Origin of the sequence: Paenibacillus sp. E194, from assembly GCF_000935845.1 — a bacterium.
GTDB lineage: Bacteria > Bacillota > Bacilli > Paenibacillales > Paenibacillaceae > Paenibacillus_B > Paenibacillus_B alvei_B.
This window is the reverse complement of the sequence record NZ_JMDX01000174.1, coordinates 1-13,058: the sequence shown is the minus strand read 5'-3', so window position 1 is coordinate 13,058 and position 13,058 is coordinate 1. Positions and strand designations below refer to the sequence as shown.

12 protein-coding genes, 2 tRNA genes, 1 pseudogene and 1 riboswitch are annotated in these 13,058 nt (G+C 43.3%); of the genes and pseudogenes, 3 read left to right on the top strand and 12 right to left on the bottom strand.

Features of this window, described 5'->3' with window-relative positions:
• From AZ66_RS20640 to AZ66_RS20630, 3 genes are all read right to left on the bottom strand, one after another.
• On the bottom strand, positions 1-180 hold a 180-nt coding region (locus AZ66_RS20640; protein WP_044356561.1), incomplete at its 3' end, for an AIR carboxylase family protein.
• A 198-nt stretch (positions 181-378) separates the two neighbouring features.
• Positions 379-479: riboswitch (purine riboswitch) on the bottom strand.
• A gap of 509 nt (positions 480-988) precedes the next feature.
• The gene (locus tag AZ66_RS20635) at positions 989-1,423 is read right to left on the bottom strand and encodes a universal stress protein (protein ID WP_021254993.1); all 435 of its coding nucleotides are present in this window, start codon (positions 1,421-1,423) and stop codon (positions 989-991) included.
• A gap of 47 nt (positions 1,424-1,470) precedes the next feature.
• Entirely contained in the window at positions 1,471-1,752 is a 282-nt protein-coding gene (locus AZ66_RS20630; protein ID WP_021254994.1) for a DUF1294 domain-containing protein, read from the bottom strand.
• A gap of 214 nt (positions 1,753-1,966) precedes the next feature.
• Between AZ66_RS20630 and AZ66_RS20625 the strand changes: the two genes are divergently transcribed.
• On the top strand, positions 1,967-2,317 hold the full coding sequence (locus AZ66_RS20625) for a hypothetical protein (protein WP_052648713.1): 351 nt from the start codon (positions 1,967-1,969) through the stop codon (positions 2,315-2,317).
• Between the two features lie 103 nt (positions 2,318-2,420).
• Here the strand turns inward: AZ66_RS20625 and AZ66_RS20620 are convergent, their stop codons facing one another.
• Complete coding sequence (locus AZ66_RS20620; RefSeq protein WP_044356560.1) at positions 2,421-3,467, bottom strand: matrixin family metalloprotease; 1,047 nt, start codon at positions 3,465-3,467, stop codon at positions 2,421-2,423.
• A 208-nt stretch (positions 3,468-3,675) separates the two neighbouring features.
• Positions 3,676-4,626 carry a transglycosylase domain-containing protein gene (locus AZ66_RS20615; protein ID WP_052648711.1) on the bottom strand — a complete coding sequence of 317 codons (951 nt, stop codon included), beginning with the start codon at positions 4,624-4,626 and terminating at the stop codon, positions 3,676-3,678.
• 273 nt (positions 4,627-4,899) lie between these two features.
• On the opposite strand from AZ66_RS20615, the gene AZ66_RS20610 reads away from it, so the two are divergent.
• Positions 4,900-4,975, top strand: a tRNA-His gene (locus AZ66_RS20610).
• A gap of 9 nt (positions 4,976-4,984) precedes the next feature.
• Positions 4,985-5,066 (top strand) — tRNA-Leu (locus tag AZ66_RS20605).
• Positions 5,067-5,171: 105 nt separating this feature from the next.
• On the opposite strand, the gene AZ66_RS20600 is transcribed toward AZ66_RS20605, so the two are convergent.
• The 7 genes and pseudogenes from AZ66_RS20600 to AZ66_RS32025 all read right to left on the bottom strand — a co-directional run.
• On the bottom strand, positions 5,172-6,170 hold the full coding sequence (locus tag AZ66_RS20600) for a hypothetical protein (RefSeq protein ID WP_044356559.1): 999 nt from the start codon (positions 6,168-6,170) through the stop codon (positions 5,172-5,174).
• A gap of 25 nt (positions 6,171-6,195) precedes the next feature.
• Positions 6,196-7,140: a hypothetical protein gene (locus tag AZ66_RS20595; RefSeq protein ID WP_231586967.1), complete on the bottom strand. Its 945-nt coding sequence runs from the start codon at positions 7,138-7,140 to the stop codon at positions 6,196-6,198.
• A gap of 284 nt (positions 7,141-7,424) precedes the next feature.
• Positions 7,425-8,504: a hypothetical protein gene (locus AZ66_RS20590; protein ID WP_044356557.1), complete on the bottom strand. Its 1,080-nt coding sequence runs from the start codon at positions 8,502-8,504 to the stop codon at positions 7,425-7,427.
• 87 nt (positions 8,505-8,591) lie between these two features.
• A complete protein-coding gene (locus AZ66_RS20585; protein ID WP_044356556.1) occupies positions 8,592-9,575 on the bottom strand; it encodes a hypothetical protein in 984 nt (327 codons plus the stop codon).
• Positions 9,576-9,660: 85 nt separating this feature from the next.
• Entirely contained in the window at positions 9,661-11,058 is a 1,398-nt protein-coding gene (locus tag AZ66_RS20580) for an ABC transporter substrate-binding protein (RefSeq protein WP_231586966.1), read from the bottom strand.
• Between the two features lie 13 nt (positions 11,059-11,071).
• Positions 11,072-12,397, bottom strand: a complete 1,326-nt coding sequence (locus AZ66_RS20575; protein ID WP_044356555.1) for an ABC transporter substrate-binding protein — start codon at positions 12,395-12,397, stop codon at positions 11,072-11,074.
• A 51-nt stretch (positions 12,398-12,448) separates the two neighbouring features.
• A pseudogene (locus AZ66_RS32025) lies at positions 12,449-13,058 on the bottom strand (hypothetical protein); the annotation flags it as partial.

Below are 13,058 nucleotides of genomic sequence, written 5' to 3'. Positions count from 1 at the left end.
GGCATAGCGGAACATCTCGTCTGGCATACGGTGTGCGGACACTACCTGTTTCTCATAAGCAACGCCCATCTCCTCCAGCACTTCGCACGCCTTCTTCATCGTATCCCAATCGGACTTGCTTCCCATAATGACGCCTACTACCGGCACAATGCCTTCTTCGTGACTCGCTGTGTTCACCATCGCAATCCCCCGCTTTCGACAATGTCGAACCTGACCACTACTACATAACAAAAAACGCTCAGGAGTTCCCCCCTGAACGTATCATCGACTAAGTATACGGAATGAGCAAACAAGCGGATTTCTTCCGCTCTAGGCAAAATGATCAGGCTCCCATCAAGCCCCGACATCTGTCGGCGACGTGAAAAAGCGAGAACAGTCTTGCCTGTTCGTCATTCCCGTAGTCCAAAAATTTACGGTTCTTGGGTAGAAACTTCCGGCCATATTCCCGGAATTATACGAGAAACAATATTCGTTTATCCATCTTGTGCCTACAGTTTAACAAGGCTTAACATAGCGTGTCAACAATAAAATGCGAATAATAAATAATAAATTAAAGTTAATGTTCGTTTATTGGCGAATTTCGAATTATTAGCATCATTAAATATTCACAATCCTTGATTAATTCCGACCTATGATTGGATTTATGATTAATTTAATGATTAGTTCAATGATTCAATTGATAATTCAATTTAAAATTCGTATATCATTCAACTTAAAAAACCAACAGCAGGATACACTCCTACTGTTGGCTTCTCTCTCGTTTACTTATTTATACTTTGCTTTCAAATTTGCTATCATTTACTGATGCTTACACTTATGCTTTCACCTATGTTTCCATATGCTAACAATGATACTCACTCACATTTATACGTTCACATTCAACTTCACTTTTCGCCTTACTTTTCCTATTTCGAGATCAACATGATCATATACCTCTTGCTTGCCTACTTGCCTCTACAAGATCATGTACGACCGACAGGCCAATCCATTACTTAATAACCAATACCGGTACCTTCGCATGCTGCACAACATGATGACTGACGCTGCCAAGCACGAATTCCTTCAACCCGCTCAAGCCGCGGCTTCCAATAATCACAAGATCTGCATTGAACTCATCTGCCTCATCAATAATGGCTTGACCAGGAGGGCCTTGCTGAAGGACAACCGTCGCTCGTTCGCCAAGCGCTGCAACCTTGCCCTCTGCTTCCTGCTGTAAACGCTCTGCGTATTCGTACAGCTCCTCGTTTGTCTCCGCTGAAGCAGTAGCATAAGCCGTACCAACAAAATATTGCGGGAACTGAAATACATGCACGACGCGTACCTGAGACTGCTCGCTTGCTTCCGCGAGTCCTACCGCGTGCTGTAAAGCCTTGCGGGACGGTTCCGATCCATCATATGCGACAAGAATGCGTTGAAATTTCATAACTCCCACCACACTTCCCCATAATTTACTAGTGCTGTGCTTATTATTTAACCAAACCGCAGCAAAATAAAACCAAACACAAAAATATTCACCAGCAATATAAACGGCACGCCTGCTGTAAAGGTAACATGCTGTGTCTTATGGCGCTTGTTATACATCGCTGTCAACACGCCCAGCGCACCGCCAAGCCAAGCTGACAAGAACAGCTTCCGCTCCGGAATACGGCGGCGATGCCTCTGTGCCCGCTGCTTATCCACAACCATCATTTGATATCCAACTACATTTATGATGAGTAAATAAATGAATACGATCCAAGTCCAATCTTTCATCCTATGTAACAGCCCCTTTCTCTCCCTATTATACAATGAGGCTATTCCAAAAGTATCGTGATTGGTCGCATTCACCGGCTCAGATTCCATACTCAGACGTTCTTTTTACCCGGGTACAGGCAACATTCGCGGATCCTAATGTGCTTCTGCTTCATTCACGCAACATAACCGTTCACGATACCGTTAATGAGTACGAAGGAGTTGAGGCTGCCATATGCAAAAGCTACTTGCCATTTTCACTATCTCATGCATGATGCTTATACTGACTGCTTGCTGCACGAGTGAACAAACGGAAACGAGCGCAAGCTGGCCCTACAACAATATGATCATCTTCCACGGGAATCGATATGTTGGCAGTGATGATCAGGTTCAACAGATCGACAAACTGCTGGGAGAAATCCAATCATCCTCAAATCGGGAGGAAGACTCAAGTGGAGATAGCTTCTCTAACACTTACCCCGTAGGAACAAAGCTGTATAAAATAAAAGGAATTAATGAAGAAACAGCTATCGCTGTTGAGGTGAAGAAGAACCTCTATATTAAGGCTGCAAGGAAAGAGAATTAACAAAGTCTGGTACTGTCGCATCCTAGTCAACTTAGTTCGATAATTAGTTCATTATTTGGTTCCATATTTAATTAAAATTATTGTTCAATGTTTAGTTCAATGTTTAGTTCGTTACACCTTTCAAGTTTTCTTTGCTAACGAGCGCCTTGCTTTTCTGATTCTGGTACATCTCCATCTTTCCATCCTGGAGCGTCTGATTCGTTACCTTCATGAAAATCGAGGTATCCTCATTCACGACACGATAGGTTCCATCTTCATTTTGCTTCAAGAACAGAATCGATTGATCACCTTGCTTTAGTGGAGTCGTATCGTCAGACACAACAATGGCCTCCCGGTCGCGTCCGCCCAGCTGTAGTACATTGATCGTACTATTTCTGAGAGATGCGTTTCCTTTGATTACCTCTGATATCTGGAACTCGGATTCCGTCCGGTACGTTTCAGGCGCCCCACTCCCTGACTTGCGAACTCCGTTCTCCTGCACTACCTGTCCTTCTACGATTGCATCAACAGCGTTGGCGAGTGCTGTATAGTCTCTGTACCCATAAGCCCAACTAGCGTCAATATGCACAACGGGAGTCGATGGATTCGCTTGCGATAAAGCGATCGTCCCGTATTTCTTCTTAACCGTGTCCTTATCAGCAGATGTTGGGGATGTATTGGTTCTAGCAAGCGATCCATCAGACCAGAAGGTAAAAGATTTCATGACCGACGGTTCGCTGTCATTATGTGCAAGGCCCAATGCATGCCCTAATTCATGTGTGGCAACTCCCTCCGTAATAGAAGGGGAATATCGACTTTGGGTTGTGTAGTATTCATTTACCCAAGCACGCGTTTTGGAGGCAATCCCATTCGAATATGTAGTGTAGCAAATTCCATCCCAATCATTATCTTTCGTTGGCGATACCTTCTGATTTCCTGCCCGAAAATCATATTTCGTGCCTGTCCCCATTGTAACATTGCCTGTCCCGCTCCACCGACTTGCCCCTGTAGTCCAAATGCCTTTATAGAAGGTATTGGAACCATCATTGTAGAACTGGATAGAGCTTGAGCTGAACTTCCACGGATTTTCAGGAGTCGCTGCCTGGGCAGTTCCCATAAGTGCAAAGACAAGAACCATAGACATAGCCGTACTTAGTAATTTCTTTTTCAACCCTTATTCCTCCCTGTTCATTTTTATACATCATCTTATTTTCCTGTAAAAGATTTCATAGGCGCCGATTCATATATATGTCTCATTCCTGAGAAAATTGCTTTTGCACGAAAATTAATCACGTCATTCAGCGCTTTATCCATGAGTACAGTCAAAAAAAGGCACACCTGCCGCAGCTCATCCGAGCTTGATCAAGTGTGCCTTTTCTTTATTTCCCTTTATTGTGAACAACAACACCAATCGGTGTCTTTAGCGCTGCTTGGCGCTCTGCCTCTGTCATCCAGCCTAAATCCTTCATACGCTTCAATACAACATGCTGACGCTGGAGAGCCAGCTTCATATTCTTCGCTGGGGAGTAGCGCTCAGGTGCCTTAAGCAATCCAACGAGAATCGCTGCTTCTGCCTTGTTAATTGTAGGAATATCGCCATTAACCCGTGTCGTCTTGCCGAAATAATAGCGTGCTGCATTCTCGATTCCGTATTGTCCATGTCCGAAATATACTTTATTCAGGTACATTTCCAAAATCTCTTGTTTGCTAAAATTCCACTCCAGATTGGCCGCTATCGCCATCTCCTTCATTTTGCGGGAAAATGTCTTATCATGCGTTAAGAACAAGTTGCGCGCCAGCTGCATCGTAATCGTACTGCCGCCCTGTGCCTTCTGCTGTTTCGTCACATTAATCCAGACTGACCGTGCCAGCCCGATCGGATCAATGCCGGGATGAAGCTTGAAGCGATGATCCTCAATGGCCATCAGTTCCTGAGGTATAAAGGAAGCCATATGCTCCAGTTGAACCATATGCTGTCCCTTGGCTGTAGTCGCTTCTTGTGCAATCTGCTCACGGAACGTTACGAGCTTGCCTTGATCAATCCAGGCCGTCCCTGTTGCCGCCATCCCTACCCACCCAATAATCGGGGTAAGAATTGCAATGATCAAGCTATATATGACCCAACGCTTCCACTTCATTCGGTGTGGCATATGGGCAGGTTGTGCTATCGTTTCCGTTTGTTCATGTATCATAGTTGGTTCTTTCTTCGTAGGACGATGAGGCTCATCATGTGCCGCACTCGGTACCTTGCGATGTGCTATTGTTTCCTGAGCAGGCAGAGGCATAAATACCGATGCGTGAACCAGATGTCCTTTTCTTTGTTTTTTCATTCGTAACCGCCTCCCCTTCTTATATGTAAGAGCTATTTTTCATTTTGAAACATAACCCTTACGTATAGTGTATACGTTGACCGTATGCCATGACATCGAATTGACTTGCAGCCAGCTTACAATGATGAAAGAAAAAGTGAAAGTAAAGCAGAAAACGCCTTATCTATGAAATAGAAGACGAGTGAGTCACAAAAAATGTTGTTGGTATATTTTCCTTGTTGCAAAACATGCCGAAAGTATGCTAAATTAAGATTCTGTTGAGCAATCAATATGGCGGTCGTGGCGAAGTGGTGAACGCATCGGATTGTGGCTCCGACACTCGAGGGTTCGATTCCCTTCGATCGCCCCATATCATTTTGCCGATGTGGTGGAATTGGCAGACACGCCGCACTCAAAATGCGGTGCCGAGAGGCTTGCCGGTTCGAGTCCGGCCATCGGTATACGACAAAAAGAGTTATCAAATTGCGTTAAGCGATTCGATAACTCTTTTTTTATGCCATTTGGATTTCTCTCTTCCTGGGAAGAGAGTTATTGATCGATCCACTTCATTTTTCCAGCATCATTCTAAGTCCAGAGAACATATAAACTACGTTTTTATCGGCATCCAATGCAACTGACATTTTTGTCTCTTTATTTTGAACGAAACAGAAATCACGCGCTGATTTATCCCATTTCACTTCAAGTCCCTGAATGTCCATATGGAACAATTTTTTGGCAATCGGCGCAGCTATTTCTTTCACTTCTTTTTCTGTTACTGCCGTGTCTGCTTGTTTTCGCGCAACGTCATATACATACTCTGTCTTTCCTGTTTTTGCTTCGACCGCCAGAGTAATATGATCACCTTTGAGCTTCCACATATCACCTTTGGCGCCAGCATAATAACCAAGCTCTGCTTTCTTCACCTCAAATTCCTGATCGAGAGCTGTTTTCACTGCATCTGCTGCCGTTTTGAGTAATTTCGGTTCTAGCTCGTTCTTGTCTACTTGGATAACGGCTGCACCAATATAATTTTTATTCTTTGATTGCCCATGTGGATATTTTATCCAAGAAATCACGAAGTCTTTTCCCTCTAGCAAATAAAGGGTATTGTAAACCTTCCCCTTGTCATATCTCTGAGTGATTTGAACCTCTTTATGAAATGCATAGGCTTTCTTGGCGTACATCCCTTTCAACTTGTTCAGCAGTTCCTTTTGCTCATCCTTGCTCACTTTATCAAGCGTTTGAATCCCCTTAATAGTGATCAGTTCTCCTGTACTTGGCTTAAAATCTACTTTGTATAATTCGTCTGCCGAAGAAACCGTTGCCAGATCAAATGGATGTTTAAAGGCATTCTCGAACTTCAACTTTATCTCTTTCCCTGCAAATTGATTCACGGACTTTTGCAGATTGGCAGCAACCTTTTTATCAACTTGAATACTGCTGCCCGATGTTTGTTCTTGCTGCTTTCCTCCTGCTGCTTCGGCTCCTACAAAGGTCGGGCCCGCAAGTGTAACGAACATACTGGATACGATCATCGTTGCTAAAATTGCTTTTTTTAGATTCATATTATCTTCTCCTTTTTATTAAGGTTTAATCTCTTTCTAAATCCTCCAGAAGCATTCTTACCCCGGAAAACATATAAACTACGTTTTTATCGGCATCCAGCGCCACGGTCATTTTCGTATCTTTCTTTTGATTGAAGATGAAGTCTCTGGAAGCACCGTCCCATTTTACTTCAAGCCCCTGGATGTCCAAATTGAATAACTTCTTTGCAATCGGCGCGACTATCTCTTTCACTTCTTTTTCCGTAATCTCTTTGTTCGTCGTCAATTGTTTTCGCGAAATATCATAAATATATTCGGTCTTCCCTGTTCCATCCAAGGACAGCGTAATATTGCCACCTTTAAGTTTCCATGTACTTTTTTTATTAGTACCTCCAACCCAAGCCTTCGTCACCTCAAAATTGTGGCCTAAAGCTGTTTTTACTGCCCCGGCTGCCTTTTCCATGAGCTTTGGTTCAAGCTCGTTCTTGGCAACTTCGACTTGGGCTGAAACATGAATCTTTGTCGGCCACCCCGGATAATTTTTCATAAGTAAGGCAGAAAATCCTTTCCCGTTTAACGAATACATGCTAAAGGGCGTCTTTGATTCTACATCGTGCAGATCGACATGAACTTCTTTATCAAATGTATAGTCTTTCTTCGCATATAAACCTTTTAGCATTTTAAGGACTTCGTTCAGATCCTCCTTACTGACTTTATCGATGGTTTGATAGCCTCTAATCGTAGTAATTTCTCCTGTTTTCTCCTTGAAGTTCACACTATATTTTCCATCTGCCGACTTAACCTGCACCTGATCGCTTATGGATTGGGAAGTGCCCTGCATATTCAACTTAATTTCTCTGCCTGCGAATTGTTTTACTGCCTTCTCCAGTTTGGCGGCCAGCTTCTGATCGATTTGAATCTTCTTACTATTCGATTGCTGCTGTTCCTGCTGTTGCGCTGCCCCGGCACCCACAGGAATCGGCCCTGCCAAGGTAACCAACATACTGGATACGAGTAAAGATGCTAGAGCTGTACTCTTCCAATTCATACTAAACCCTCCTATGTTCCACCCTACTTTTAAAGTTTTGAACGTTTTTTATTCGTAAAGTGGTGATCGCCTACAATGTATAACAATTTCACTCCTCTCATTTGTGACATTATCTCTACTATTCTGAATGAAGATGGTTTCAAATAAAAAAATCCACCGACGCATAGAAGCCAGTGGATTATTCGATACGGAGTCAAAATATAATGATATGGTTCGTTTGTAGGCGTTTAATGGGGTTTCGCTTCCAAATCGGCTGCATACTTAATGATCCCAGGAGCAGCAGCTCTTCCGACTCGAATGTACACGACCTTTTTATTTGCATCCAATGCCGCTCTCACATTCATGCCATTTTTCTTGGTGAAAGCAAAATCCTTTTCTGTTCCATCCCATTTCACGCTATATCCATTCATGTCGATATTAAATACTTTCTTCACTATTGGGGCGACCGCTTCTCTCGCCTCTTTTTCGGAAATGCCTTTATTTTCGCGTACTTGTTTTCCAAGCTCATTGTAAATACTATTGATTTTCCCTGTATTGGGATCTGCACAAATCGTAACTTTGCCATCATGGAACACCCATGTTATATTGGGTTTATTCTTTGAGATAATTGGCGATAAATCGACGCGAAGCTGAGCAGTCGTCATTTCAAACTTATTTGTAGAAACAGTTTGAGCAGCATCAACAACTGTTTTCAGCAGTTTCGAATCAAGCTCTTTCTTATCAAAGTCAATCGTGATATGACCGATATGTTCTGGTATGCCATCTAATTTGTGTAAGGAAGCGGAGAAACCCTTTCCTTTCAATTCGTACGTCTTCTCCTCTCTAACCTCTGCTTTTGACGTTTTTGAGAGTTTCTCATCCGTAAACTGGTGAATCACCTCAACTTCATTATCAAATGCATACTTCTTTTTTGGATATATCGCTTTCAACCACTTTAATACGTCTTCCTGTTCCTGCTTGCTGATTTGGTCAATAGTAGCGGTTTTGCCGCTTACCGTCCAGATAACCCCTGTATCATAATCAAATTGTAATGAATATTTACCATCTACAGATCGCACTTCTGTTATTTTAGATGCATTCTTATTATTGAAATCGAGCTTACCTACCTTATGCAATTGCACGTCTTCTCCGGCAAATAATTTTACCGCTTGATTCAGCTTTTCCGTCCACTTCGGATCTATTTGAATTGTCCAGCGATCCAATTGCTGCTCTTGCGCAGCCCCTGCTCCTGCAGGAATTGGATCTGCCACGGCAACCAACATACTGGATACAAGCATTGATGCTAGAATTGCTTTTTTGATATTCATTTTATTTCCCCCTATGTATGATTGTATGAATATTTTTCTCTCAAATTACGCTATGCAATTCAATAACTCTTTTCAAACCTTCCCTATTCAGAACCCACTTAACGCTCTGACACCTGATGTTAAGAACACTATGTTCTTATTGGCGTCCAGTGCTACTCTCAATACGGGTTGTTTGTCTTTAATGAAGTAGTAATTTTTAAAGGTGCTGTCCCACTTCACTTCTAAATCCGCAATGTCCATATTGAATAATTCCTTGGCAAGCGGAGCAGCCGCTTCTTTGGCATCCTTTTCCGTAATCCCCTTGTTGGTCGTTACCGCTTTACGTGTTTTATGAAATACGTTAGTGACCTTTCCCTCCTCCATTTCAAGCGAAATGTCCTTATCTTCAAGTGTCCATGTAAAGCGGCTTAGGTTAGAGGATGTAACTTCCAAATCATGATTGAATACCGTTTTTATTGCTTCGATTGCCGTTTCCAACAACTTCGGGTCGAGCTCTTCCTTGGTGAAGTTTATTGTAAACGCACTAACTGCATCTTTCGGCATTTTAGCAGTATTGTCTTTGAAGAAATATACCTCAAAGTCTTTCCCTGTTAACTTATACGACAAACTTACACCTAGCTTTTCTTTATCACCATCATACCCTCGCTGCATAATCACTTCTTTATCAAAGACATATGTTTTATTGGCATATGCCCCTTTCAACACTTTCAGGACTTTCGCCTGATCCTCTTTACTAATTTTATCAATTGTGGCCTTTTCTTCAATCTGCCATATCCGACCACTTCCAACATTAAAGCAGATAGCGTATTTTCCGTCTACGGATTCAACCTTTGCACCATCATGAGAGGATTCTATCTTCTCGCCGACACTCTTCAGCTTAATCTCTTTCCCTGCATATTGTTTGATTGCTTTTTGCAGCTTGGCGGCCAGCTTCTGATCGATTTGAACCTTCTTGTTATCTGTTTGCTTTTGCTCTTGTGCAGCCGCGGCGCCTGCTGGAATCGGGCCTGCCACAGCAACCAACATACTCGATACGATCATAGACGCTAGAATTGCTTTTTTGATATTCATAGTAATCCTCCTATGTATTAATACATGAGTACTCTCTTCATGCCAACATTGAACAATTAGATTCAACTTAATTCGCTTATTGCTCCTACTTGGTTTCCCGCAATCGGTCTATTATTTCTTGCCCCTTGATTTGAAGCTCGGCAACCGCATTGTCCAGCGTTTTCTCTTGGTCAATTAAGGATTTCAGCGCATCCGACAATAACGAATCGAATTCAGCTTGGAACCCTGGTGGAATGCTTTTTTTATCTGACACACCGCTAGCTTCCATTGGCTTCAGGAGGTAAAAAGCCTCCGTTTCCCGTCCTCTAAAATCCTTGAAATAGTCTGATCGCGTAGGCAGCGTATGGTTCATTGCCTTCCCAGCAACCTGCGCCATTTCCGGTCCATTCACGAATTTGACGAATTCCCAAGCTGCCCGCTTGTTCGGAGAATCCACAGATATGGCATAGATCTCCGACAATTTCACGTAAGCCGATTCATCAGGCTTTGCAGGATTAACAGGCGCGGCCGCGATGCCCCAGTCGATCTCCGGTGTCTTCGAGTAGTATGGAATATCCCGTAAGAAGGAAGCAAACCACGGCGGTTGAATCGTCATTGCCGCTTGGCCCATGTAGAACATCTCGTTTGATCGACTATACTGCTTCAAATAGTCTCCGGTATATTCGTATCCATCAAGCTGTTCGCCCTCCTCCACTGGGGGAGGAGCATAGGCTGCATGATTGCGGACGGCATCCGCCGTCATCTTCATTGCTTCCTTCCAACCATCTGAGCCTATCAACAGTTTGCCTGATTTCGCATCAACGAGCTTAAGTGCCGATGCAGCGGCGATATCATACATCAAACTTGCCGGCCCTCTCGTTTGATATAAGCCAAACACTTGCTTCTTTCCTGATTCGACGCTCGAAAATCTCGCTGCCAGGTCAATAAGCTCCTTCCACGTCATTTTCCCATTTGGCGGCTCGATTTGATGCTTCTTGAACAAGTTGCGATTGTAATAGATGACATTCGTTTCGAAAGAAGGAGTGAGCCCGTACAGCTTCCCATTCCCTTTTGCTCGCAGCCTGTCGATAAGACCAGGCATGAATCCGTCCAAATTATATTGATCCTGGCTAATAGCTGGCTCAATGTCATACAGCCTTCCTTCTTGAGCGAAGGCCTCAAACATGCTTTCATTCAAAAACAGCACATCCGGCTTAACTTTATCGAGCAGCTTTTTCTTTTCCTCAGTCAAATTGAATGCCTCGTTTTTTTCGGCTTCGTCGAACAATTCCGCTTCACTGATAATCTCAATATCGATGTCAGGGTTCATCATTTTAAAGAAGTTCCCATAGTCACTATAAAATCGATCTTCATCTTGATAGACGACCCTGATTTTCCCTTTACCGTCTTTTAATGGCGCTAGCTCTGACCGTTCTCCGAAGCAGCCGCTTAAGAGAGACATGATCGTAAGCAGCATAATTACGGTCTTCCCACTCTTTAACACGTTTCTACACTCCCTATTTCCTTTTATCCTTGTTTGCAGATTCTCGCACTTTTAAGAGCAGTTCCTGCGCTTTTACCTCCAACGCGGCAGCTGCTTCATCAACTGACTTCTCGTTCGCAACTACGGCCAACAGCTCCTCACGAAGCGGTTTATAAAATAATCTGAGGAACTCGAATGGAAGACTTTCATAAAGGCTGCTCTCCTGCCTGATCTTCGGCATATAAAATGCATCCGTACTTCTACCCTTGATATCCTTCATATAACCGTTGCGTGAAGGAAGCTTACCTTCCAATGTCCGCGAACGGGCCTGCGCCATCTCCGGGCCATTCACAAATTTGACGAATTCCCAGGCTGCCCGCTTGTTGGCTGAGTCGGCCGCAATTGCGTAGATGGGAGAAAAGGTAATGGATGAAGAATCTATTGCAGGATCTACCGGAGCCGTAACTACATTCCAATCTTGCTTAGTGAATACAAGCTCCCGTGTTTTGTAAGCGTTGCTTATCATCATAGCAGCTTGATCACTAAGTTTTTGAGAGTAAGTTTGGCCTTCAGGATGCAAAAATACAGATTTGCTGCGTACAGCATCCGTTGCCTGCTTGATGGCTTTCTTCCAGCCATCTGAGTTCAGAAGCACCTTCTCTCCCTTCGGGTCGAGCAGCTTCAATCCGGAGGAATCGGCAATTTTGTACAAAATGAATCCTATATCCCCAGACCATTCATAGAACCCGTACACCTTATTTTCTCCGCTTCCGATATTGGCAAATCTCGCTGACAAATCCAGCATTTCCTGCCAAGTCATATTGTTCTTCGGCGGTTCGATTTGATGCTCCTTGAACAACGCTGCGTTATAGTACAGAACATCCCTATCCACATAAGGAGCAAGCCCATATAGCTTGCCGTTGCCTAAGCTTTTGATTTTGTCGATCAGCCCTGGCAAAAAGCCATTCATATCATAGTCGTCCTGCCGGATCATTTCATCCAATTCGTATAACCTGCCAGCTTCAGCAAATGATTTAAACGTTTTCGCATCACCCAGCTTTATTACGTCCGCGCCGGAGTTCTCCAATAGCTTCTTTATTTCCGCATCCCAATCTTCTGCACGAATCGTTTTCCCGAGATTTAGAAGCACCTGACTCTCGGGGATAACCTCGACCTCAATCTGCGGATATTTCATATGAAAATACTTCCCGTAGTCGTGATAAAAGGCTTCCTCATCCTGATAGATCACCTTGATTTTGCTTGGCTGTAGAGGCTCCAGCACTTCCTTCTTGCCGAAGCAGCCGCTCATTAAGGCAACGATCGTCAGAAGCAGAATCGCAAGTTTCCATCTGCTATGCATATTTCTAGCTCCTTTTTTTATTCAAGCGCAGTTTGCAATTGACCCTAACATCTAATTCCCCACCATTAACCCTGGGCCATTTGATACGATATACACGGGTTTCTTATCAGCATCTAACGCTGCTTTCAATACCGCTTTTTTGTCTTTAATGAAGTAATAATCTTTAAATTTGTTGTCCCACTTCGCTTCCAATCCCGAAATATCGATATTAAATAATTCCTTGGCGAGCGGAGCGACCACTTCCTTTACCTCTTTTGCCGTAACCTCTTGGTCGGTCGTTACCTTTTTTCTTGTTTTATGATACACATTCAAGACCTCTCCCTTTTTTTCGTCTAGCTCAAGCGATACATCGTTATCCTTAAGTGATAACATTTGATACTTGTCCCCATTAGTATGAAGTTGGGCATCTGTTATTTCAAAATCATGATCAAATGCCGTCTTTATCGCTTTTGCTGCCATTTCCAACGATTTCGAATCGAGATCCTCCTTGGCAAGCTTTATTGCAACTCTACTAACAAAACCTGGCCCACCATATATCGCCCAACTTGCTTCAAAGTCCTTCCCTGTCAACTGATACAAAGAATAGTCATCTTTTAGTTTTTCTTTTTTCCCATCATACAGCCGATGCAGAATCACTTCTTTATCAAGAACGTACGTTTTC